Annotated in this window: 22 protein-coding genes and 1 tRNA gene; 9 read left to right on the forward strand and 14 right to left on the reverse strand. The window is 71.0% G+C overall.

The window, feature by feature from the left end; genetic code table 11:
- The first annotated feature begins 133 nt into the window (after nt 1-133).
- Together OG928_RS12995 and OG928_RS13000 are read left to right on the forward strand one after the other, a co-directional pair.
- Nucleotides 134-763, forward strand: coding sequence for a hypothetical protein (locus OG928_RS12995; RefSeq protein WP_406283249.1), 630 nt, complete (start codon nt 134-136; stop codon nt 761-763).
- Between the two features lie 56 nt (nt 764-819).
- Complete coding sequence (locus OG928_RS13000; RefSeq protein WP_406283250.1) at nt 820-2,076, forward strand: nucleotide sugar dehydrogenase; 1,257 nt, start codon at nt 820-822, stop codon at nt 2,074-2,076.
- An 83-nt stretch (nt 2,077-2,159) separates the two neighbouring features.
- On the opposite strand, the gene OG928_RS13005 is transcribed toward OG928_RS13000, so the two are convergent.
- The 7 genes from OG928_RS13005 to OG928_RS13035 form a co-directional block, all read right to left on the reverse strand.
- A complete protein-coding gene (locus OG928_RS13005; protein WP_406283252.1) occupies nt 2,160-2,315 on the reverse strand; it encodes a hypothetical protein in 156 nt (51 codons plus the stop codon).
- 375 nt (nt 2,316-2,690) lie between these two features.
- A complete protein-coding gene (locus OG928_RS13010; RefSeq protein WP_406283254.1) occupies nt 2,691-4,178 on the reverse strand; it encodes an MBL fold metallo-hydrolase in 1,488 nt (495 codons plus the stop codon).
- A complete protein-coding gene (locus tag OG928_RS13015) occupies nt 4,175-5,311 on the reverse strand; it encodes a DegT/DnrJ/EryC1/StrS family aminotransferase (RefSeq protein ID WP_406283256.1) in 1,137 nt (378 codons plus the stop codon). The genes OG928_RS13010 and OG928_RS13015 overlap by 4 nt, the downstream gene beginning before the upstream one ends.
- A complete protein-coding gene (locus OG928_RS13020) occupies nt 5,301-6,014 on the reverse strand; it encodes an acetyltransferase (protein WP_406283258.1) in 714 nt (237 codons plus the stop codon). The genes OG928_RS13015 and OG928_RS13020 overlap by 11 nt, the downstream gene beginning before the upstream one ends.
- Nucleotides 6,014-7,177 (reverse strand): DegT/DnrJ/EryC1/StrS family aminotransferase, encoded by a 1,164-nt coding sequence (locus OG928_RS13025; RefSeq protein ID WP_406283260.1) that lies wholly within the window; start codon nt 7,175-7,177, stop codon nt 6,014-6,016. The genes OG928_RS13020 and OG928_RS13025 overlap by 1 nt, the downstream gene beginning before the upstream one ends.
- A gap of 72 nt (nt 7,178-7,249) precedes the next feature.
- Nucleotides 7,250-8,215, reverse strand: a complete 966-nt coding sequence (locus OG928_RS13030) for an NAD-dependent epimerase/dehydratase family protein (RefSeq protein ID WP_406283262.1) — start codon at nt 8,213-8,215, stop codon at nt 7,250-7,252.
- Entirely contained in the window at nt 8,215-9,273 is a 1,059-nt protein-coding gene (locus tag OG928_RS13035; RefSeq protein WP_406283264.1) for a Gfo/Idh/MocA family protein, read from the reverse strand. Before OG928_RS13035 ends, OG928_RS13030 begins: the two co-directional genes overlap by 1 nt.
- 284 nt (nt 9,274-9,557) lie before the next feature.
- Here OG928_RS13035 and OG928_RS13040 point away from each other — a divergent pair, with 284 nt between their 5' ends.
- Together OG928_RS13040 and OG928_RS13045 are read left to right on the forward strand one after the other, a co-directional pair.
- Nucleotides 9,558-10,073, forward strand: coding sequence for a YwqJ-related putative deaminase (locus OG928_RS13040; RefSeq protein WP_406283266.1), 516 nt, complete (start codon nt 9,558-9,560; stop codon nt 10,071-10,073).
- A gap of 1 nt (nt 10,074) precedes the next feature.
- On the forward strand, nt 10,075-10,557 hold the full coding sequence (locus OG928_RS13045; RefSeq protein WP_406283268.1) for an SUKH-3 domain-containing protein: 483 nt from the start codon (nt 10,075-10,077) through the stop codon (nt 10,555-10,557).
- A gap of 69 nt (nt 10,558-10,626) precedes the next feature.
- Here OG928_RS13045 and pth read toward each other — a convergent pair whose 3' ends face one another.
- The 5 genes from pth to OG928_RS13070 form a co-directional block, all read right to left on the reverse strand.
- A complete protein-coding gene (gene pth / locus OG928_RS13050; protein WP_406283270.1) occupies nt 10,627-11,223 on the reverse strand; it encodes an aminoacyl-tRNA hydrolase in 597 nt (198 codons plus the stop codon).
- A 42-nt stretch (nt 11,224-11,265) separates the two neighbouring features.
- Nucleotides 11,266-11,841 carry a 50S ribosomal protein L25/general stress protein Ctc gene (locus OG928_RS13055; protein WP_406283271.1) on the reverse strand — a complete coding sequence of 192 codons (576 nt, stop codon included), beginning with the start codon at nt 11,839-11,841 and terminating at the stop codon, nt 11,266-11,268.
- Between the two features lie 423 nt (nt 11,842-12,264).
- A complete protein-coding gene (locus OG928_RS13060) occupies nt 12,265-13,242 on the reverse strand; it encodes a ribose-phosphate diphosphokinase (RefSeq protein ID WP_406283272.1) in 978 nt (325 codons plus the stop codon).
- Nucleotides 13,239-14,777, reverse strand: a complete 1,539-nt coding sequence (glmU, locus tag OG928_RS13065) for a bifunctional UDP-N-acetylglucosamine diphosphorylase/glucosamine-1-phosphate N-acetyltransferase GlmU (RefSeq protein WP_406283274.1) — start codon at nt 14,775-14,777, stop codon at nt 13,239-13,241. The genes OG928_RS13060 and glmU overlap by 4 nt, the downstream gene beginning before the upstream one ends.
- 172 nt (nt 14,778-14,949) lie before the next feature.
- A tRNA-Gln gene (locus OG928_RS13070) sits at nt 14,950-15,022 on the reverse strand.
- 368 nt (nt 15,023-15,390) lie between these two features.
- Here OG928_RS13070 and OG928_RS13075 point away from each other — a divergent pair.
- The 3 genes from OG928_RS13075 to OG928_RS13085 all read left to right on the forward strand — a co-directional run bounded on the left by OG928_RS13075 (nt 15,391) and on the right by OG928_RS13085 (nt 18,216).
- The gene (locus tag OG928_RS13075; protein WP_406283276.1) at nt 15,391-16,362 is read left to right on the forward strand and encodes an acyl-CoA desaturase; all 972 of its coding nucleotides are present in this window, start codon (nt 15,391-15,393) and stop codon (nt 16,360-16,362) included.
- Nucleotides 16,363-16,420: 58 nt separating this feature from the next.
- Nucleotides 16,421-17,023: a TetR family transcriptional regulator gene (locus tag OG928_RS13080; protein ID WP_406283278.1), complete on the forward strand. Its 603-nt coding sequence runs from the start codon at nt 16,421-16,423 to the stop codon at nt 17,021-17,023.
- 308 nt (nt 17,024-17,331) lie between these two features.
- Nucleotides 17,332-18,216 carry a sigma-70 family RNA polymerase sigma factor gene (locus OG928_RS13085; RefSeq protein ID WP_406283280.1) on the forward strand — a complete coding sequence of 295 codons (885 nt, stop codon included), beginning with the start codon at nt 17,332-17,334 and terminating at the stop codon, nt 18,214-18,216.
- Nucleotides 18,217-18,316: 100 nt separating this feature from the next.
- Here OG928_RS13085 and rocD read toward each other — a convergent pair whose 3' ends face one another.
- Nucleotides 18,317-19,585 carry an ornithine--oxo-acid transaminase gene (rocD, locus tag OG928_RS13090; protein WP_406283282.1) on the reverse strand — a complete coding sequence of 423 codons (1,269 nt, stop codon included), beginning with the start codon at nt 19,583-19,585 and terminating at the stop codon, nt 18,317-18,319.
- Nucleotides 19,586-19,716: 131 nt separating this feature from the next.
- On the reverse strand, nt 19,717-20,559 hold the full coding sequence (locus OG928_RS13095; protein ID WP_406283284.1) for a dimethylarginine dimethylaminohydrolase family protein: 843 nt from the start codon (nt 20,557-20,559) through the stop codon (nt 19,717-19,719).
- 389 nt (nt 20,560-20,948) lie between these two features.
- Between OG928_RS13095 and trpS the strand changes: the two genes are divergently transcribed.
- Together trpS and OG928_RS13105 are read left to right on the forward strand one after the other, a co-directional pair.
- Nucleotides 20,949-21,977 (forward strand): tryptophan--tRNA ligase, encoded by a 1,029-nt coding sequence (gene trpS, locus OG928_RS13100; RefSeq protein WP_406283286.1) that lies wholly within the window; start codon nt 20,949-20,951, stop codon nt 21,975-21,977.
- Between the two features lie 10 nt (nt 21,978-21,987).
- A complete protein-coding gene (locus OG928_RS13105) occupies nt 21,988-22,530 on the forward strand; it encodes a 2'-5' RNA ligase family protein (protein ID WP_406283288.1) in 543 nt (180 codons plus the stop codon).
- Nucleotides 22,531-22,612: the final 82 nt, after the last annotated feature.

Raw genomic sequence — 22,612 nt, forward strand, 5'->3', positions numbered from 1 at the left:
GCGGTCGTGTTCCGCGGGTCCCGGGCGCTGCGCCTCGGGTTCGCCGGTTTCCCGCGTGTGGGCGAAGTTGTACCCATAGCCTGATGGGCGGTTCGCGGCGTTCGGCCGCGGGCTCGTCAGGGGGGATTACGCGATGCCGCAGCCGCAACATCTCGTCCGGGCCTGGTCGGTGCGTGCGCACGCGGCACGCACGCAGATGGAGGCCGGGGCGCGGGCGCGGCGGTGGTTGTGGTTCCGGGAGGCGTTCCCGGACATCGAGCGGTTGCGGGTCGTGGATCTGGGCGGCTCGACCGAGTTCTGGCTGCACGCGCCGGTTCGACCGGCCCACGTGCGTGTGGTCGCGACGGCGGACGGATCGGCCGAACTCACGGGGTGGTTGGTCCGCGAGGCGGGCGATCCGCTGGCGTGGTCCGGGAGTTGCGACGTCGTGGTGTGCGACGGGCTGCTCGACCGGTTGTCCGCGCCCACCGATCGGGCCCGGCTCGCCGACGTCGTGCACGCCTGTGCCGAGCGCTATTGGGTCCGCGCGTCGGCGCGCGAGCACCCGCTCGATCCGGAGACCTCGCTGCCCGCGGTGCATCTGCTGCCCGGTCACGTCCGGTCCCGGATCGGCGGCTCCGCGCCGGTGTTGTTCCCGGCCCGCCGCGCGGAGCTGCGCTCGCGCTTTCCCGGGGCCGTCGTGCGCGGCGAGCGGGTGGCCGGGTTCGTCGCGTCGTGGGTGGCGGCCAAACCGCGTGCCGACCACCTGCCCAGTCGTACCTGACGTTGCGTCACCAGCCGCTCGGGGGTGGGCGGTTGCGCGAGGAGGGGGATTCTCGGATGCGTGTTGTCATCGCGGGGCAGGGCTATGTGGGGCTGCCGCTGGCGGTTCGGGCCGCACAGGTGGGCCACGACGTGGTCGGCTACGACGTCGACGAGGGGCGGATCAAGCGGCTCGCGGCCGGTGAGTCGTATGTGGAGGACATCCCGGCGGAGCAGGTCCGCGCGATCCTGGACGCCGGGGCGTATCGGGCCACGAGCGAGCCGCGCGATCTGGGCGGCTACGACATCGCGGTGATCACCGTGCCGACGCCGCTGCGCGAGGGCGTTCCGGATCTGAGCTACATCGAGGAGTGCGCGCGCACGCTCGCGCGCTACCTGCGGCCGGGCGCGTGCGTGGTGCTCGAATCGACCACCTACCCGGGGACGACCGAGGAGCTGGTCGGCCCGATCCTGGAGGAGGGCTCGGGTCTGACGGCGGGTCGGGACTTCCACCTGGGCTACAGCCCGGAGCGGATCGACCCGGGCAATCCGACCTGGAACCTGGTCAACACGCCGAAGGTGGTCTCCGGTGTGGACGCGGCGTCGCTGGCCGTGGTGGCGGGCTTCTACGGCTCGCTGGTCGACCGCGTGGTGCCGGTCTCCACGCCCAAGGAGGCCGAGCTGGTCAAGCTGATCGAGAACACCTTCCGGCACGTCAACATCGCGCTCGTGAACGAGGTCGCGATGTTCGCCCACGACCTGGGCATCGACGTGTGGGAGGCGATCGACGCGTGCTCGACCAAGCCGTTCGGGTTCCTGCGCTTCACGCCGGGCCCGGGGGTCGGCGGGCACTGCCTGCCGATCGACCCGTCGTACCTGTCCTGGCGGGTGCAGCGCGCGCTGGGGCAGAGCTTTCGCTTCGTGGAGTTGGCCAACGACGTCAACAACCACATGCCCGACTACGTGATCCGCAGGCTCACCGCCGCGTTCAACACCCGCCGGCGGTCGGTCAACGGCTCACGGGTGCTCCTGGTGGGGCTGGCGTACAAGAAGAACACCGGCGACGCGCGGGAGTCGCCGTCGACGGACGTGGCCCGGCTGCTGCTCGGGCTGGGCGCCGAGGTCACCGCCGCGGATCCGCACGTGGAGACCTCCCAGGTCGTGGACGCGCGGTTGACCCGGGTGGAGTTGACCGCGGAGACGGTCGCGGCGGCCGACGCGGTCGTGCTGCTCGTGGACCACGACGACGTGGATCTGGATCTGCTGCGCGAGGCGGCGTACGTCCTCGACTGCCGGCGGGTGCTCGGCCCCGGGCCCAACATCGAGGTGCTGTAGGCGGCTCGCCGCCCGGCGGTGCGGCCGGCGCGCGGTGGTCGCGGATGTCGCCACCGCGCGCCGTCATGGCGTGCGTCCCGTGGTTACCAGTACTCGACGACCCTGGTCTTGTGTCCGGTGGCCTTGGTGTGCGCCTTCGCCGCCACCTGGGCCGCGTCCTTCGACCGGTACCGCTGGCGGTCCGCGTCGGACTTCGACGGACAACCGTTCTCCTGGCAGACCCATCCCCACGTGCTCATGGACATCCTCCAGTCATCACAGACGCCGCTCACGCCCCAACCGGGTGGGACGCGAATGACTTGCTCGGCCACAGCAGCACTTGTCACGGCCAAGCGGCCGCCACCCGGCGCACCATGACACGCTTGTGACCAAACCCGGACGATCAGGAGAAAATCGTTTCCCTTTTGAAGGCCGAACGCATCGCGATCGACACACAAAGGATGCAATAACGCGATCAATCATCTTTTATGACAATTACGAGAGAAGAGTGACGCACACTCCCTCGCAGGAGTGACGGCCCGCAAGACGACCCTGTCCACTGCCGGTGGGGCGCAGAAGGTCATGTCAACCGGCCGGGACCTCGAATGGACGTCTCGAGCGTTGGCCGGCAAAGGTCACGAACTCGGGACGTCGACCGGCTCCACCCGCAGCGGCACGGTGCCGCCCGAGACGCACTCGCCCGTGTCCAGCCGCCACTTCCAGTGGTGCCGAGGGCATTCGAGCACGCCGGCCTCGACGTCCGCGTGCGCGAGATCCTCGCCGGCGTGCGGACAGAAGCGCTGCATCCGCACGCCGCACCGCTCGATGGACTCGCCGTGCGCGGCCGACTCGCGTTCGCGGACCATCTGCATCGTCTGGACCGGACGCTCGCCGTAGCGCAGCAGGCTCATCAGGGTCAGGTCGAAGACGTCCGGGTCCCGGGCCAGGCCGAGCCGCATCGACAGCAGGGCCTCCTCCCAGCCCACCGCGCCGTCCACGATCGCGCGCAGCACCCGCTGCGGGACCTCGATCGTGTAGGCGGGGTCGACCGGTTCGTCCTCGAGCACGATGTCGCCCGCGATCCGACCGAGCCGCACCGCCCACGAACCACCGCCCGCGCGCAGCCGGATGTCCTTGCGCCAGTCGCCCAGGAAACGCTTGTTCCAGCTCTGCAGGCGGGCGAAGTACGCGTCCAGCTCGGCCGGCGTGACGGGCTCGTAGGGCGGTTCCGCCCAGGCCCGCCACTCCTGCTCGCGCCGGGCCCGGTAGGCGCTCAGATAGGCGTCGGTGCGGCACGCCTCGACCGGCCCGGTCGGCGCCGCGAGGTCGTCGCCCGGCGCGGCCTCGAGCACCGCCACCTCCGGGCACGCCGCCGCGAAGTCGGCCGCGAAGCCGTCCCACAGCGGGAAGATCGTGTCGTCGCGATCGTTGTGGCGGGCCAGGTCCGGGTCCAGGAACACCGGCGGGCCCGCCGAGGGGAGGTACGTACGCGCGCCGGTGAGCCGGACCTTGCGCACGAGCGTGTCGAACAGGTCCGAGCGCACTTCGGCGGTCTTCTTGCGCTGGATCTCCGCCGGGTACGCGTACGCGTTCGGGTACCACATCGCGCCGGAGAACTGCGCGGACAACAGGTCGACGTCGCTGGGGAGTTCGCCCAGTGGGGTGTTGCAGTCGTTGAGGTCCAGGAAGCGGAACCCGTCGAGGTCGACGAGCAGGCCGCTGTCCTCCTTGTGGCTGGTGTCGAGCAGCATGGTCAGGGTCAGGCCGGGCGCGGCGGTGAACGACTCGCGGTGACCGAGCACGACCAGGTCGTCGAAGCCCAGCGCGCGCATCCGCCCGACCATCGACTTGGACCGGTAGCGCGGCAGCACCACCGTGATGTCGCGGTCGAGCCGGGTGAGCACCCGCTCGTCGAAGTGGTCCTCGTGCAGGTGCGAGAGGTACAGGAGGTCGTGCCGCCCGGCCAGCACCTGCGGCAGCAGCTCGCGGTTGTCCGGGAACGGGAACCACGAGCCGAGGAAGGCCGGATGGAACCACGGATCGATCAACAGCGACACGCCCGCGTGCGCGACGACGAAGCCCGCGTGGCCGAGGTAGCGGATGCTGCCGGGCGCGATCGTCACAGCCCGCCCACCGCTCCCGCGAGCACCTCCGCGACCCGCTCCTGCTGCGCGGCGGTGATCTGCGGGAACAGCGGCAGCGTCAGAATCTCGTCGGCCGATCGCTCGGCGACCGGGAAGTCGCCGCGCGCGTAGCCGAGTTCGCGGAAGGCGGGTTGCAGGTGTACGGGCACGGGGTAGTGCACGCCGGCCCCGATCCCGGCCTCGTTCAGCAGCGCGAGCACCTTGTCCCGCTCCGGGACGCGAACCGCGTACAGATGCCACACGTGCTCGTTGCCCGGCGCGGTGCCGGGAGTCCGCACGCCCTCGACGCCGCCGAGCAGCGCGTCGTAGCGGGCCGCCGCCGCGCGCCGCCGGACGTTCCAGTCCGCGAGCCGGCGCAGCTTGGCCCGCAGCACCACGGCCTGGATGGTGTCCAGGCGGGAGTTGAAGCCCAGGCGGGTGTGCACGTACTTCCGCGAGGAGCCGTGCTCGCGCAGTTCGCGCAGGGCCAGGTCGTATCCCTCGTCGCCGGTCAGCACGGCGCCGCCGTCGCCGTAGGCGCCCAGGTTCTTGCCCGGGTAGAAACTGGTCGCGGCGATCCCGCGCGGCCCCCACGCGCCCGGCCCCAGGCCGTCCTGGGTCGCGCCCTGGCACTGCGCGGCGTCCTCGACCAGGAACACCTCGCGCGCCTCGGCCAGCGCCCGCAGGGCGCCCATGGGGGCCAGCTGCCCGTTCAGGTGCACCGGCACCAGCGCGCGCGACTCCACGGGGCCGGCCAGCGCCTCGGCGGCCCGCTGCGGGTCGAGCAGCAGGAACTCCTCGTCCACGTCCGCCAGGACCGGCCGCGCGCCCGCCCGGACGGCCGCCTCGGCGGTCGCCACGAACGTGTTCGCCGGCATCACCACGCCCGCGCCCGCGCCGACCCCCAGGGCCCGCAGCGCGAGCTCGATCGCGTCGGTGCCGTTGGCCACCCCGACGCAGTGCGCAACGCCGGTGAACGCGGCGAACTCCGCCTCGAAGCCCGCGACATCGGGACCGCCCACGAAAGCGCACGTGGCCAGCACCCGAGCGATGCCGGCCTCGACCTCCACCGCCACCTCGGCATGCGCGGCGGCCAGGTCCACCAGCGGAATCCGGGTCTGGTCAGCACTCATCCACATCTCCCCCTCGACGTCGTACGTCCACATCGGCGGGTACCGGAGCCGACCGCAGTCGGCGCGCCGGCACCCCCGCCCACACCTCGGCCGGCGGCACGTCCCGCGTCACGACCGAGCCCATCCCCACCAGCGACCACGCGCCGACGCCGCGGTGCTCGCGCACCATCGCGCCGGCCCCCAGATACGCCCCCCGCCCCACCGTGACCCCACCCGCCAGCCGCACCCCCGCGGCCAGCGTGGCGAACGCGCCCACGTCGTCGTCGTGGGTCAGCACGACGTGCGGCATCGTGTGCGCGTGCGCCCCGACCCGGACCGCCGTGGTCAGCACCGTCTGCGCCATCAGCACCGAGCCGGGCCCGACCTCGCACGTGCGCGGCAGCACCGCGCTCACGTGCACGAGCGTGGCCCAGCGGGTGTCGGGCAGGCCGAGCCGGGTCACGATCCGGGTCCGGCTCCACCGATTCGTCGGGCTGCCCGTACACACGACCACGAGTGCGTCCGGCCACTTGTGCACCGCCTCGGCGTCGCCGAGCACCGGGACCCCGTCCACCTCGGTGCCCTGGCGGGCCGGATCGTCGTCCAGGAACCCGAGCAGGCGCCACCCCGAACTGCCGCGCGGCGCACGGAAGTCGTGGATCGCGGCGGCGGTCTCGCGGGCGAATCCCCCGGCGCCGACGATCAACAGGTCGCGAAAGGCCACTAGACCGCCGCCCGGACGCCGGCCGCCGCGCGCAGTGCCGCGACCACCCGGTCCTGCTGCGCCTCCGTCAGGTCGTGGAACAGCGGCAGGATCAGCGAGTCGCGGGTCAGCCGCTCGGTCGCCGGCAGCGGCACGTGCTCGACGTCGGCGTAGGCCGGCTCCAGGTGCGCCGCCATGATCCCCCGGCGCGCGGAGATCCCGGCCCGGGCCAGCGCGCCCAGCAGTTCGTCGCGCGTCATCGGGAAGTCCGCGGGCAGCAGCACCCAGCACGCCTGATGGTTCGTCAGGCCGTGCGCGGGATCGGCCGCCATCGCAAGGCCCGGAATATCCGCGAGCAACTCCCGGTACCTTGCCGCGAGTTCGCGCCGACGTGCGACCATCGCCGGCAATCTGCCCAGCTGCACGAGGCCGATCGCCGCCTGGATGTCGGTCATCCGGTAGTTGAAGCCCAGTTCGTCGTAGGACTCCACGACCGGCGCGCCGCCCGCCCGGTCCGCCGCGTCCCGATCCGCCGCGCTCACACTCATCCCGTGCTCGCGCAACCGACGCAGCCGGGGCGCCGCATCCGCGCGCCCGAGCGTGACCATGCCGCCCTCGCCGGTGGTCAGCAGCTTGCGCGGGTGGAACGAGAACGTCGCGTACGTCGCGCCGGCTCCCACCGGGCGGCCCTTGTACATCGAGCCCGCCGCGCACGCCGCGTCCTCGATCACCACGATGCCGCGGCCGTCCACGAGCGCCCGCACGCCGTCGAGGTCGGCCGGGATCCCGCCCTGATCGACCAGGACGACCGCGCGCGTCGCCGCCGTCAGGATCGGTTCGATCGTGGCCGGGGCGAGGTTGCCGGTGGCGAGCTCGACGTCGGCGAACACCGGCCGCGCGCCGACGTAGCGCACCGCGTTGGCGGTCGCCACGAACGACAGCGACGGCACCACCACCTCGTCGCCCGGCCCCACTCCCGCGTTGATCAACGCGAGGTGCAGCGCGGTCGTGCAGGACGACACCGCGACCGCCGCCGGCACCTCGACGAACGCGGCGAAGGCCCGCTCGAAGGCCGCGACGCGCGGGCCCTGGGCCACCCACCCCGAGCGCACCGCCTCCGCCGCCGCCGCGGCCTCCTCCTCGCCCATCCAGGGCCGCATCACCGGAATTCTGTCCATGCTCATCGCGCCTTCCCCCTGCCCCCGTATGCCTGGTCCCCTGTGCCCACCGAAGCCGCCGAACCCGCCGAACCCGGATCAGACCGTGTCCCGCCACCACGCCACCAACCGGCGCAGCCCCTCGTCGATCCCCACCTCGGCGGTGAAGCCCAACTCGCGGGCCGCCTTGGACGTGTCGGCCAGGCGCCGGGTCACCCCACCACTGGCGCGAGCCGGGCCGTACTCGATCTCCAGCCCGTCGGCGCCCATCACCACGAGCAGCCGCTCGGCCAGGCCGCGCAGCGAAGTCTCGTACCCGGACGCGATGTTGAACACCTCACCACTCGCATCCCCCTGCGCGGCAAGGAGGTTCGCGCGCGCGATGTCCTCGGTGTAGACGAAGTCCATGGTCTGCAGTCCGTCGCCGAAGATCAGCGGGGGTTCCCCCTTGCCGATCCGCTCCATCCAGCGGATCAACACCTCGGTGTAGAGGCCGTGCACGTCCATCCGCGGGCCGTAGACGTTGAAGTAGCGCAACGCGACGTAGTCCAGGCCGTACATCGCCCGGAAGCTGCGCAACAGGCCCTCGTTGAACAGCTTGGCCGCGCCGTACAACGTGTCGTTGTCGTACGGGTGGTGCTTCTCGGTGGTCGGGAACTCCTCGGCGAGCCCGTACACGGACGCGGAGGAGGAGGTGACGACCTTGCGCACGTCGGCCGCGACCGCCGCCTCCATGACGTCGTAGGTGCCGTCCACGAGCACCTCCAGGGCCAGGCGCGGCTCCTCGACGCACTGGGTGATCCGGATCGCGGCGAGGTGGAACACCACGTCGGTGCCGGGCATGACGCGCGCGAGCAGCGGACGGTCCCGGATGTCGCCGTCGATCAACTCGACCCGGTCGTCGGTCAGGGCCCGGGCCAGGTTGCCGCGGTGACCGCGCGTCAGGTTGTCCAGCACGACGACCCGAGCGGCCCCGGCGTCGAGCAGCCGGTCCACGATCGTGGATCCGATCGTGCCCGCCCCGCCGGTGACCACGCAGCGCGAACCGGCGATCTCGACACCCATCAGTGCTCCCCCAACGCGACGGTGACGCCGCCCAGTTCCAGGCTGCGCGAGGCGGCCTCCAAGACCTCCAGGACCCGAAGGCCGGCGCGGCCGTCGGTGAGCGGGGGCCGCGAGGTCGTGATCGCGTCCGCGAACTCGGCCATCACCGCGCGCAGCGCCTCGCGTTCGGGCAGCGCCGGCGCGACCACGTCGCCGACCCGGTAGGAGATCAGCTTCTCCCGGCGCGCCTCCGGCGAGAGCGCGGCGTCGGCGGCCAGGTCGATCCCCTTGTCGTGCACCTGGAGTCGGGCGGCGGGGTTGGTGTCGTCCCACACGACCGTGCGCCGCGAGCCGCCGATGATCGTGGTGCGGACCTTGGTCGGCGAGAGCCAGTTCACGTGCACGTGCGCGATGGCACCGGTGTTGAGCCGCAGCACGAGATAGGCCAGGCACGCGCGGCCCGTCCCGAGCGGGTCCGCGCCGTGCGCGGACACCGACACCGGGTGCACGCCGGGCGGCAGGATGAAGTCGAGGATCGACAGGTCGTGCGGCGCCAGATCCCACAGCACGTCCACATCGGGCTGGACCAGCCCGAGGTTGATCCGCACCGAGTCGAAGAAGCGGATCTCGCCGAGTCCGCCGCCGTGGATGAGGTCGCGGATGTGCCGGACCACCGGCATGTAGCAGAACGTGTGATCGCACATCAGCGTCAGGCCGCTGCGCTCGGCCAGTTCGACCAGTTTCACCGCGTCCGCGTGATTGGACGTGATCGGCTTCTCGACCAGGACGTGCTTGCCCGCCTCCAACGCGGCCGCGACCAGTTCGAAGTGCGTCGCGGCCGGCGTCGCGATCGCGACGGCGTGCACCGCGGGATCCGCGAGCACGTCCTGATACGACGTGCTCACCCGGACTGTGCTGTACTCCCCCAGGACCGCACGTGCTCGTGCCTCGTCCAGATCGCACAGCCATTCCAGCCGTAAGGCGGGTGTGGCTTGCGCGTTGCGAACCAGATTGGGCCCCCAATAGCCGGCCCCTATGACGGCGAGCCCAATGGCTCGCTCAGACCCGGAATTCGACATGACGGAACGTCAACTCCTCGGCACCCCCCGGCCGCGCGGGCCCAGCCGCCGCACGGCACCCCCACCCGAACGAAGCTAGCGCCCGTTCCCGTTCGCCGCGGGTCAACCGGGAAATCCACTGTCTCGACAGGGCGATGAGGATCTTCCGCGGTGTCCCGGTTGCACGTGCCGCAAAGGGGTTTGGCACGCTGTTACACGCACAGTCACCGATCAGGGCGCCGGCAGTACGGCGCCGGCGCAGAATCGCCGCGTCGAAGCGGCGATGAACGAGAAGGGAACGCCACGTGGCCGCGGGTACTCCGACGACGACACTGGCGAAGGAACGTACGGCGGAATCGGATCCGGAGACCGAGCCGGTCGATCCCGAGGTACCGGAGCCGAGCAGGGCGCGGGCGACCCGCGAGAGCATCCTCCCGGCCGTGGCGGCCGCGCTGTTCGTCGGCAAGCGGGTCCGGACCCGCGCGGGAGCCAAGGGCGACACCGTGCCGACCCCGCACCCGCTCGTGCGGGACTTCCTGGTGGCGCTCCCGGCCGAGGCGCGCGAGCGCTGGCGGGGCCGGTGCCCCGAGGTCGAACTGGTGTCCGAGCACCTCTTCGAGGCCGAGGCGACGCGGAGCAAGCGCGCGGCCAGGCGGCCGTTCACGGTGCAGGAGGCCCGGCGTTCGCTCAAGGGCGCCAAGCTGACGCTGCGTCGGATCCGTGAGGACGGCGACCCGCACCACGACACGTATCAACCGCCGTGTCGTTCCTGCGCGCCGATGCTCGACCACTTCGGCGTGACGCCGACGGAAAGCGGCTGACGTGTCCCGCTTCTCCTCCGACGTGATCCACGAACTCAAGCGGGCCGGCTGGACGGCAGGCCGTCGCCGCCTCACCCAGGCCGAGACGTGGGCACGCCAGATCAGCGACCACGAGTCGCCCGACGGGCATCGGCACAGCGTGTTCCCCGCGGCGCTGGAGGCGTGGGCCGAGTTCGGCACGATGCACTTCGCGATCGACGGCGCCGGCAAGGACGTGATCCGCCGGCCGTTCACGATCGACCCCACGCGGGGTCTGCACCTGCCGCGCACGCTGACCGACCTGGGCCGCGCGCTGGGTACGCCGCTGGCGCCCCTGGGCGACGAGGACGGCGGCAGCGCCTATCTGGCGATCGACCCGGGCGGGCGGGTGTTCGGTCTCGACCACACCGGCGAGTGGTTCATCGGCTCGTCGATGGACGCCGCGATCAGCACGCTGATCCTGGGACACGCACCGGTCCGGATCCGCGACGACGGGCGCTGGTAGCCGGCCAGAACGCGCCGAGGGCGGTATCCCCGTGGGGACACCGCCCTTTCGCGACTGCTGCCGGGACGCTCAGGTGTTGAACGCGTTCTGCGCCCGTTCCAGGCCCTCGCGGACGAGCGCCTCGCACGCGTCGGCCGCACGGTCCACCTCGAACGCCAACTCCTTGCGCTCGGTCGCGGAGAAGTCCTTGAGGACGAACGCCGCGACGTCCATCCGGCCCGGGGGACGCCCGATGCCGAATCGCACGCGCAGGTAGTCGGGTCCGAGCGACTTGGTGATCGACTTCAGGCCGTTGTGCCCGTTGTCGCCGCCACCGCGCTTGAGCCGCAGTACGCCGAAGTCGACGTCCAACTCGTCGTGGACCGCGATGATGTTCGAGATCGGGATCTTGTAGAAGTCGCGCAGCGCGGTCACCGGGCCGCCCGACAGGTTCATGAACGACATCGGCTTGGCCAGCACCACGCGGTGCGGTCCGATCCGGGTCTCCACCACCTGGGCGCGCGACTTGTGCGCCTTGAACTTCGACCGGTCCCGCTCGGCGAGCAGGTCGGCCACCATGAACCCGACGTTGTGGCGATTCCCGGCGTACTCGGGGCCGGGATTGCCGAGGCCCACGACCAACCACGGACTGTTCTCCGTGCCGGCGTGGGCCTGCGACTCACTCATGATGCTGTTGTCCCCGCGTTCGTCCTACGACAACGGACCGAATCAGGCTTCGGCCGCGGCTTCCTCGGCGGTCGGCTCCGGAGCCGACGGCGTGAGGATGTGCAGGATGACCGCGTCGGGGTCGCCCGCGAGGACGGTGCCCTCGGGAAGCGTGATGTCCTTGGCGTGGACCGAGTGACCCGGCTCCAGGCCGGTGACGTCGATCTCGATCTTCTCGGGAAGCGCGGTGGCCTCGGCCTCGACGGGGAGCGCCGTGACGACCGTCTCCAGCAGACCGCCCGGGGCGATCTCGCCGACCGTGGTGACCGGAACCTCGACCGTGACCGTCTCGCCCTTCGTGACGATCAGGAGGTCGATGTGCTCCAGGTGGCGCTTGATCGGGTGACGCTGCACATCCTTGGGCAGGGCGAGCTGCGCCTTGCCGTCGATGTCCAGCGAGAACAGGACGTTGGGGGTCTTGAGCGCGAGCATGAGCTCGTGGCCCGGAAGCGCAAGGTGGAGCGGAGCGGAGCCGTGACCGTAGAGGACGGCCGGCACCTTACCCGCGCGACGGGCGCGACGGGCGGCACCCTTGCCGAACTCGGAACGCGGCTCGGCGACGATACGGACCTCGGACACGACGGGTACTCCTCGAACGACGCGGTGGCGGATGGCGGGGCGGGGTCCCCGTAATGCGAACAGATTCCCGACGATCAACGTCGGAGCCGGTCCGTATGGTGCCCGAGTGGCACCGGGTCCCCTGAATAGCCTTTGAGGAGCACACGACACACAACTACCGCGTCGATCACGGAGCAAGTAGCGCGCATCCCTCGCCGGGCAACCCCGTTAGCCTACCCGCTCTTCTACGTCACCCCGAAATCGGGTCGGACGAAGCACCACTCGAACGAGGGACAGTGCGCCCCCCATTCGACGCAAAACAGTCCGATCCGAGCGTGGACGCACGTACGCCGCCCGGCCGAACGGCGGGGCGGCGTACGTGAGTTGAGACCTGTCAGGCGCAAGCTATCGGGGTCGGCGGGCGCCCCGATCGGTGCGTGATGCTCAGCCGTGGCCGTCGAACAGGCTCGTGACCGAACCGTCCTCGAAGACCTCGCGGATCGCGCGGCCCACCATCGGGGCGATCGACAACACCGTCAGCTTGTCGAACTGACGCGCCTCCTCGATCGGCAGCGAGTTGGTGACGATGACCTCGCTGATGCGCGAGTTCTTCAGCCGGTCCACGGCGGGGCCGGACAGGACCGCGTGGGTCGCGGCCACGATCACGTCGGCGGCGCCGTTGTCGTACAGCGCGTCGGCGGCGGCGCAGATCGTGCCACCGGTGTCGATCATGTCGTCGACCAGCACACACGTGCGGCCGGTGACGTCACCGACGACCTCGTGGACGGTCACCTCGTTCGCGATGTTCGGGTCGCGACGCTTGTGGATGATCGCCAGCGGGGCGCCGAGGCGGTCGGTCCACTGGTCGGCCACCCGCACGCGGCCGGCGTCCGGGGACACCACCGTGAGCCGCTCGCGGTCCACCCGCTTGCCGACGTGGTCGGCCAGCAGCGGCAGCGCGAACAGGTGGTCCACCGGACCGTCGAAGAAGCCCTGGATCTGCGAGGTGTGCAGGTCCACGGCCATCAGCCGGTCGGCGCCGGCGGTCTTGAACAGGTCCGCCATCAGCCGGGCCGAGATCGGCTCGCGACCGCGGTGCTTCTTGTCCTGACGGGCGTAGCCGTAGAACGGAACGATGACCGTGATGCGCTTGGCGGAGGCCCGCTTGAGCGCGTCGATCATGATCAGCTGTTCCATGATCCACGTGTTGATCGGAGCCGTGTGGCTCTGGATCACGAACGCGTCGGCACCTCGTACGGAGTCCTCGAACCGTACGTAGATCTCCCCGTTGGCGAACTCGAAGGCCTTGGTGGGAACGAGATCCGCACCGAGCTCCGAGGCCACCTCCTTCGCAAGTTCGGGGTGGGCCCTGCCCGTGAAGAGCATGAGCTTGCGCTCAGGCGTCACCTTGATCCCGCTCACAGCACCGTCTCCTTGCCATTCGCCTCGGCAGAACCGTCGTTCGGCCCGGCCGTTTCCCGCACGTCCCCCGCGACGCCCTGCGCAGCCGCGAGCGCGCGTTCGGCGGCTTCCGCCGATGCCGTACCCGCGCGTTTGCGTGCAACCCACCCGTCGACGTTGCGCTGGCGCCCCCGCGCCACCGCCATCGCACCGGGCGGGACATCTTCTGTGATCGCCGATCCGGCGGCCGTGTAGGCACCGTCGCCGATCTCGAGCGGGGCGACCAGCATGGTGTCGCTGCCCACCCGCACGTGGTCCCCGACCACCGTGTGGCTCTTGTTCACACCGTCGTAGTTCACGAAGACCGTGGCCGCGCCGATGTTGGTGCCTACTCCGATGGTCGCATCTCCCACGTAGGACAGATGCGGCACCTTGGATCCCTCGCCCACGACGGCGTTCTTCATCTCGACGAAGCCGCCGGCCTTGGCCTTGCGGGCGAGCCGCGTGCCGGGCCGCAGGTAGGTGTACGGACCCACGGTGGCCTCGGGGCCGATCTCGGCGCCCTCGCTCGTGGTGTTGTACACGTGGGCGCGCTCGCCGACGACCGTGTCGCGCAGCGTGCAGTTGGGGCCCACCTCGGCCTCGGCGGCGATGCTGGTCGCGCCGTGCAGCTGGGTGTTGGGGTGGACGATCGCGTCCGGCTCGAAGGTCACGTCCACGTCGATCCACGTCGTCGCGGGGTCGATCACGGTGACGCCGGACCGCATCGCGGCCTCGACCAGGCGGTCGTTGAAGACCCGACATGCCTCGGCCAGCTGGACCCGGTCGTTGACGCCCAGGATCTCGCGGTGGTCGACGGCGGCGGCGGCGCCGACGCGGTGTCCCGCCTCGCGCAGCACGTGCAGCGTGTCGGTGAGGTATTCCTCGCCCTGGCTGTTGTGCGGGGTGATCTGGGTCAGCGCCTCGCGCAGCAGCTTGCCGTCGAAGGCGTACACACCGGAGTTGATCTCGGTGATGGCGCGCTGCGCGGGCGAGGCGTCCTTGTGCTCGACGATCGCGGTGACCGCGCCGCGTCCGTCGGGGGTGTTCTCGCGGACGATCCGGCCGTAGCCGGCGGGGTCGGGGACGACCGCCGACAGGACGGTGACGGCGTTGCCCTCGGTCGCGTGCGTGGCGACCAGGGCGGCGAGGCTGTCCGAGGTCAGCAGCGGGGTGTCCCCGCATGTGACCAGGACCACACCGTCCGGCTCCCGGTTGTCCGCCGCGAGCCCTTCGAGCGCTACGCGGACGGCATGGCCGGTGCCGTTCTGTTGCTCTTGGACGACGACCCGGGCGGCCGGGTCAAGGTCGCCCAGGTAGCCGGCGACCTTGTCGCGGCCGTGGCCGACGACGACGATCAGGTCTTCGGGATCCAGTCGTCGGGCGGCCTCGACCACGTGCCCGACCATGGCCCGACCGGCCAGGGCGTGCAGCACCTTCGGTGTGGTCTTGGAACGCATGCGGGTGCCTTCACCCGCAGCAAGTACGACGACGGCAGCCGGGCGGGTGGGGCTCACAGAGCAAGGCTCCTCGGCTTCGCTGGCGGGGGACGCCCGATGACTCCGAAGGCCGACTCCGGAGAAACGAAATGACGGCACGACGAAGCCGAGCCGAACGAACCGGGCCCTACGAGGATAGCGCCGCCGCGCGGAGGCTCCACGCGCCACTGCGACCATCTCTGCCCAAAGGCTCCGCTACCAGGATTTGAACCTGGACCAAGGGGACCAAAACCCCGCGTGCTGCCGAGTTACACCATAGCGGAATGAATCGGGCATATCGCCTGAGCAGCGGGCTCGACCCGATTTCACGGCACCTACTATGCCGGCCCCTCGGCGTTCCGTGCGCGAATAACCCCCCGCCGAGTCGGCCGGGAATCGCGGTGCGACCCCGCCGTTTCCCGCCGACGGGTCGCCCACGGTCCGACCGGCGGCCGACCGGCGGTCGCCCGCTCGGCTCACGCATGCGTCCGAGCGGGGCGGGAAGTCGTTCGGTACAAGGGATTTGCGCAACCGACAGTGACCTGTGCAGAGACCTCACTTTCCGCTCATGACCTGCCATACTGACGGAACTTACGGCTCCGTAGGTTACGGAGTCGTAGCGTGCCTGCCCCCGACATGCGAGGGAACCCTTATGACCCCTTCTCCCGGCACCGGCGTGCTCGAAGACGAGCGTGCCCAGAGCGACGCCGGCCCCGCCTCGCGCGGGACGCTCGGCGGAGAGCGCAAGCACTTCGCCGAGCAGATCGCGCTCGCGCTCTTCATCGGTGTGCCGTTCGTCGCACTGCTGGCCGCGGTGCCGGTCGCGTGGGGCTGGGGCCTGTCGTGGCACGACGTCGTGCTCGCGGCCGTGATGTACGCCATCACCGGCCACGGCATCACGATCGGGTTCCACCGCTACTTCACGCACGGGTCGTTCAAGGCCAAGCGCCCGGTCCGGATCGCGCTCGCGATCGCGGGCAACATGGCCGTCCAGGGGCCGCTGGTGCGGTGGGTCGCCGACCACCGCAAGCACCACAGGTTCTCCGACAAGGAGGGCGACCCGCACTCGCCGTGGCGCTACGGCACGAGCGTGGGCGCGCTGGTCAAGGGTCTGTGGTGGGCACACATGGGCTGGCTGTTCGACGTCGAGCAGACCTCGCAGGAGAAGTACGCCCCCGACCTGCTCAAGGACCGCGACATGGTGCGCGTGTCCCGCCAGTTCCCGATGTGGGTGGCGATCTCGCTCGGTGCGCCCGCGCTGGTCGGCGGCCTGTGGGCGTGGTCGTGGCAGGGCGCGGTGACCGCGTTCTTCTGGGCCGGGCTGGTCCGGGTCGGGCTGCTGCACCACGTGACGTGGTCGATCAACTCGATCTGCCACGCGGTCGGCGAGCGCCCGTTCAAGTCCCGCGACCGCTCGGGCAACGTGTGGTGGCTCGCGATCCCCTCGATGGGCGAGTCGTGGCACAACCTGCACCACGCCGATCAGACCAGCGCGCGCCACGGCGTTCTGCGCGGTCAGCTCGACAGCAGCGCACGCGCGATTCGCTGGATGGAGAAGCTCGGCTGGGTCTCGGATGTGCGTTGGCCGGACCGGGAACGGGTCGCGGCTCGCCGCGCGGCATGATGGGGCAGTGACCGAGAGCAGCAGGCGGAGTGCACCGCGCGGCGGCGGTCGTGTGCGCATGACCGGAAAAGAGCGCCGGGAGCAGTTGATCGACATCGGTCGAACACTGTTCGCGGAGCGTGGCTACGACGCGACGAGTGTCGAGGAGATCGCCCACAAGGCGGGCGTCTCGAAGCCGGTGGTCTACGAACACTTCGGAGGCAAGGAAGGGCTGTACGCGGTCGTTGTCGACCGTGAGACGAGCGCGCTCCTTGACATGGTGACCAGCGCGCTGACCGGAGGGCATCCGCGGGAACTCCTCGAACAGGCCGCGTTCGCCCTCCTGGATTACATCGACCAGAACACCGACGGCTTCCGCATTCTCGTGCGGGACTCGCCGGTGGCCCAGTCCACGGGCACGTTCGCCTCGTTGATCAGCGACATCGCGTCGCAGGTCGAGGACGTCCTGGGGCTCGAGTTCAAGTCGCGGGGCTACGACCCGAAGCTCGCGCCGATGTACGCGCAGATGCTGGTCGGCATGGTCGCGCTGACCGGGCAGTGGTGGCTGGACGTGCGCCGCCCGAAGAAGGCGGAGGTCGCGGCGCACCTGGTCAACCTGGCCTGGAACGGCCTGTCGGGCATCGAACCCAAGCCCCGGCTGGTGGGCCGCCGGAGCTCGTGACCCGGCGTCGAGCCGATCACACACGCGTCGCACACGAGAGGGGCCGTCCCGCCGGGGCGGCCCCTCGTCGCTCGTGCGGCCGGAGGCGGATCCGGTCGGCCCGCGGGCGACCCGATGGCGAGTCCCGTCGATCCGACGATGGCGGGTCGGCCCACCCGCGGCGTGCCCGTGCCACCGGTGACCTCGATGGTCGTCGTCGTGACGTGCTCCGGGAGTCGTGCGGACCGGGTGGTGGTCTCCCGGTCGCGTCGCCCGGTTTTCCGGGGTCTACGTTTCTTGTGACACCGCGCGAAAGAGGAATGTCATCGATGCACGAGCACGCATGGTCGGCGGAGCGTTTCGAGGAAGACCGGGCTCACCTGCGAGCGGTGGCCTACCGGATGCTCGGCTCGGCGAGTGAGGCCGACGACGCCGTGCAGGAGACCTGGCTGCGCGCCAGTCGGGCCGGCACCGAAGGCGTCGAGAACCTCACCGGGTGGCTGACCACGGTGGTGGCCCGGGTGTGTCTGAACATGCTGCGCTCGCGCGAGACGCGACGCGAGGATCCGCTGGACGCGCACGCGCCCGACCCGACCTTCGGTCAGGAGGAGGGTGCCGACCCCGAGCAGGAAGCGTTGATGGCCGACTCGGTCGGGCTGGCGCTGCTGGTGGTGCTCGACACGCTGGCACCGGCCGAGCGGCTCGCCTTCGTGCTGCACGACATGTTCGCCGTGCCCTTCGACGAGATCGGCCCGATGCTCGAGCGCTCCCCGGCCGCGGCCCGCCAGCTCGCGAGCCGCGCCCGCCGCCGGGTCAAGGGCGGCACCCCGGCGCCCGACACCGACCCGACCCGCAGGCGCGTGGTCGTCGACGCCTTCCTGGCCGCCACCCGCGGCGGGGACTTCGAGGCGCTGGTCGCGCTGCTCCATCCCGACGTGGTGCTCCGAGCCGACCCCGCGGTCGGCCCCACCCTCGAACCCGTCGTGATCCTGGGGGCCCACACCGTCGCCAAGGGCGCGATGGCCGCCATGGGCCGGGCCCGGTTCACCGGACCGGCGCTGATCGACGGCACGGTCGGGCTCGTGATGGCCCCCCGGGGACGGCTGTTCCTGGTGCTCTGCTTCACCGTCACGGACGACGGGATCACCGGGATCGACGTGATCGCGGACCCGGACCGCCTCCGCGAGATCGACCTCGGCGTGCTCGCCGACTGACCCGACCTCGAACTACCGCGTACCGCACGCCGCGGGACCCCGCCGACCTCCGGCGGGGTCCCGCGGCAAGGACGCGACGGTGCTCGCGCCGCCTCGAAGATCAGCCCAGGACCGCGCGCAGCTGGTCCAGCGACCACTCCAGGTCCTCCTTCGAGATCACCAGCGGCGGGGCGATCCGAATCGTCTGGCCGTGGGTGTCCTTGACCAGCACACCGCGGTCCATCAACGCCTGCGACACCGCGCGCGCGGTGCCGTACGCCGGGTCGATGTCGACGCCCGCCCACAGCCCGCGTCCGCGCACGGTGACCACCGAGTGGCCGACCAGCGCGGCGAGTTCGCGGTGCAGGTGGTCGCCCAGCTCGGCCGAGCGCTGCTGGAACTCGCCGGAGCGCAGGATCTCCAGCACCTCCAGACCCACCGCGCACGCGAGCGGGTTCCCACCGAAGGTCGAGCCGTGCTCGCCCGGCGCGAACACGCCGAGCACGTCGCGCGAGGACACCACGGCCGAGATCGGCACGATGCCGCCGCCGAGCGCCTTGCCCAGGATGTACATGTCCGGCACGACGCCCTCGTGCTCGCAGGCGAACGTGCGGCCCGTGCGACCCAGGCCGGACTGGATCTCGTCGGCGATGAACAGAACGTCGCGTTCCTCGGTGATCCGGCGCACCTCGGCGAGGTAGCCGGGCGGCGGGACGAGCACGCCGGCCTCGCCCTGGATGGGTTCGAGCAGCACCGCCACGGTGTCGCCGGTGATCGCCGCGCGCAGCGCCGCCGCGTCGCCGTACGGCACGATGTCGAAGCCCGGCGTGTACGGGCCGAAGTGCCGGCGGGCCTCCTCGTCGGTGGAGAAGCTCACGATCGTGGTCGTGCGGCCGTGGAAGTTGCCCGCCGCGACGACGATCCTGGCCTGTCCGTCCGGAACGCCCTTGACCTCGTAGCCCCACTTGCGGGCGGTCTTGACCGCGGTCTCCACCGCCTCCGCGCCGGTGTTCATGACCAGCACCATCTCCATGCCGGCGAGCTGTGCGAGCTGCTCGCAGAACGGCGCGAAGCGATCGTTGTGGAACGCGCGGCTGGTCAGCGTGACCCGGTCGAGCTGCCGCTTCGCGGCGTCGATCAGGCGCGCGTTGCCGTGCCCGAAGTTGAGCGCGGAGTATCCGGCGAGCATGTCGAGATAGCGCCGACCCTCGGCATCCGTCATCCACGCCCCGTGGGCCTCCGCGACCACGATCGGCAGCGGGTGGTAGTTGTGCGCGCTGTAGTGCTCGGCGAGCTCGATCAGTCGAGTGCTCGCGGCTCCCGGGCCGGTCGTGCGGCCGACACCGGCCTCGTGCTGGGGGGAGGGTACGGGCGCGTGCTGCGTGCTCATGACGTCCTTTCGGGGAAGACCGGGGAACCGAGGAATCGAAGAACCGGGGAAACGTACGAAGGCACGGGAATCGGGTATGGGGGACAAACCGTACCGGGGTGTGCAGTGGAGATACCCGGGCCCGCGTCTCGTCAACGATCGGCGCGAAGTTCCAGCACGCAACTGCGCGCGCCCGCGCCATGGGCCGCGAATGCCGACATGTCCAGCTCGATCGTACGGAAACCGCGACCGGCGAGCCGGGTGGCGAGCGCGGGAGTCGTATCGCCGAGCACGACACTGCGGCCGTCGGACACCGCGTCGAGGCCGAGCGCGAGCGCGTCCGCCTCGTCGACCTCGATCCGCTCGGGGAACACCCGGGTCAGCCGGCGCAACGCGGTCGGCGTGAACGCCCCCGGGTAGTAGGCCGCGGTGTGCTCGGCGAGCACCGTCAGCGCCGACCCGAGGGCGGGGAAACGCGGGTCGGCGAGTTCGAGCGGGACCACCGGCAGGTCGAAGAACGCCGCCGCCTCGGCGTGCGCGGCCGGCTCCGTCAACGGTCCGACGGCGGCGAGCAGTCGGGGGCCGGCCGGGATCAGGTCGATCTCGCCCTCGTGCGCGAACACCGGCTCCAGACGGCTCCGGAAGCCGCGTTCGGCGAACCAGCCCAGATAGGCCGCCGTCTCGGCGTTGCGCCACGCCGAGCGGTGCCGTGCGCCGAGCACCCGATCGCCCACGACGGTCGCGGCCCGCGCGGCGAAGACCATGTCGGGCAGGCCGGGGCGGCCCGCGACCAGGCTGACCCGGTGGCCGAGCGCGATCAGGGTCCGGCGCAGATGCTCCCACTGGCCCATCGGGGTCGCCGATCCGCCCTCGTGCCCGAACGCTCCGTCGGTCGCGGTGGCGGCCGTACGCGGGAACACCGGCGGACACATCACGAAGTGCCGCAGCTCGGCCGCGCGCGGCGCGACGAAACCGCGCCGACGCTGCCGGGGCACCCGTGCGCGCTCGACTCCGGGCGATATGCGCTCCGACCGCCGGTCGGAGCGGCCCGATCGACCGCAGCACGAGGTGAGGCGCACGCGATATCCCCTTCTCGCGGACGGCGGCGGCGGGCGTGCGCTCGGGGTTTCCGGGCCACGCCGACCGTGCCGTGCAGTGAAGACCGAGCCCGATCGTCACCGTGGATGTGCGGTCGGCGACCCTCTGTGTCGGCCTTGCCCAGCCTAGATCGCGGTTCGGGCAGCGTAAAGGCGGCTGCGTTGTCCACCACCGCACGATCGTTGCGTGTCGGCATGGGCGCTCGCGCGCTTTGTTGTGCGCCCGGCGTGGGGGCCGCGCGGCTCCCCTGAGCGAAGCAGCCCCACGCGCCTGAGAGAATGGGGACATGGCATCGACGCGTCCCCGTGTTCTGTCCGGAATCCAGCCCACCGCGGATTCGTTCCACCTGGGCAACTACCTGGGTGCGATCCGTCAGTGGGTCCCGTTCCAGGACAGCCACGATGCCTTCTACTGCGTAGTCGATCTGCACGCCATCACGGTTCCGCAGGATCCGAAGGAATTGCGCGAGCGCACCCGGGTCTCGGCCGCGCAGCTCCTCGCGGTCGGCCTCGACCCCGAGCGGTGCACCCTGTTCGTGCAGAGCCACGTGGCCGAGCACGCGCAGCTCGCCTGGATCATGAACTGCGTGACCGGCTTCGGCGAGGCCGCGCGGATGACCCAGTTCAAGGACAAGTCCGCGAAGCAGGGCTCCGATCGCACCACCGTGGGCCTGTTCACGTACCCGGTCCTCCAGGTCGCCGACATCCTGCTCTACCAGGCCGACGCCGTCCCGGTCGGCGAGGACCAGCGCCAGCACCTGGAGCTGACGCGCGACATCGCGCAGCGCTTCAACACGACGTTCGGGGACACGTTCACGATCCCCAAGCCGTTCATCGTCAAGGAGACGGCCCGGATCGTCGACCTCCAGGACCCGACGATCAAGATGAGCAAGTCGGCCTCGGCGCCCAAGGGCATCGTCAACCTGCTCGACGATCCGAAGGTCAGCGCGAAGAAGATCCGCAGCGCGGTCACCGACACCGGCACCGAGGTGCGCTTCGACGAGACCGGGAAGCCGGGCGTGTCCAACCTGCTCACGATCCACTCGGCGCTCTCCGGCACCGCGATCACCGCGTTGGAGGAGCGATTCGCGGGCAGGGGTTACGGCGACCTGAAGAAGGAGGTGGCGGAGGTGCTCGTCGAGTTCGTGACGCCCTTCCAGGAGCGCGTGAACGCCTACCTGGACGATCCGACCGAGCTGGACAGGGTGCTCGCCCGCGGCGCGGAGAAGGCCCGCGCGGTGGCGTCGGAGACCCTTGCCAGGACGTACGACCGCGTCGGCTTCCTGCCCCCGGTGACCGGCCTGACGGGAGTCTGAGGCGCACCACATGGCGAAGCGCACCATCGGCGTATCGATCGCGATCCCCGAGCCCTACGGCAGCGAGTTGCAGGCCCGCCGCGCCGGGTTCGGGGATCCGCTCGCGGACGCCATCCCGACCCACGTGACGCTCCTGCCGCCGACCGAGGTGGCCGACGAGGCGATGTCCGAGGTCGAGGAGCATTTGCGCGCGGTCGCCGCCGCCGAGCACCCGTTCGACATACACCTGCGCGGCACCGGCACGTTCCGGCCGACCTCGCCGGTCGTGTTCGTCCAGGTCGCGCGCGGCATCCCGGACTGCGAGCGGATCGAGGCCACGGTGCGGTCGGGCCCGCTCGCGCGCGAACTGCACTTCCCCTACCACCCGCACGTCACGATCGCCCACCATCTGCCCGACGACGTGCTCGACCACGCCTTCAGGGAACTCGTGGACTACGACGCGGTCTTCCCGATCTGGGGGTTCAGCCTCTACGAGCACGGCGCCGACGGGGTGTGGCGCCCGCAGCGTGACTTCGCGTTCGGCCAGTCGTTGCCAGGTCCCCTGCCCGTGTGAGGTCCGCTCTCCGTGACGTCCTTTCGGTCGGGCGGACGTCACGGAGCGGAGTCGCGTGTGGGTCGGCCGTCGGTTGGGCAGC

The sequence above is a fragment of the Embleya sp. NBC_00896 genome (genome assembly GCF_045207785.1).
Taxonomy (GTDB): Bacteria; Actinomycetota; Actinomycetes; order Streptomycetales; family Streptomycetaceae; genus Embleya.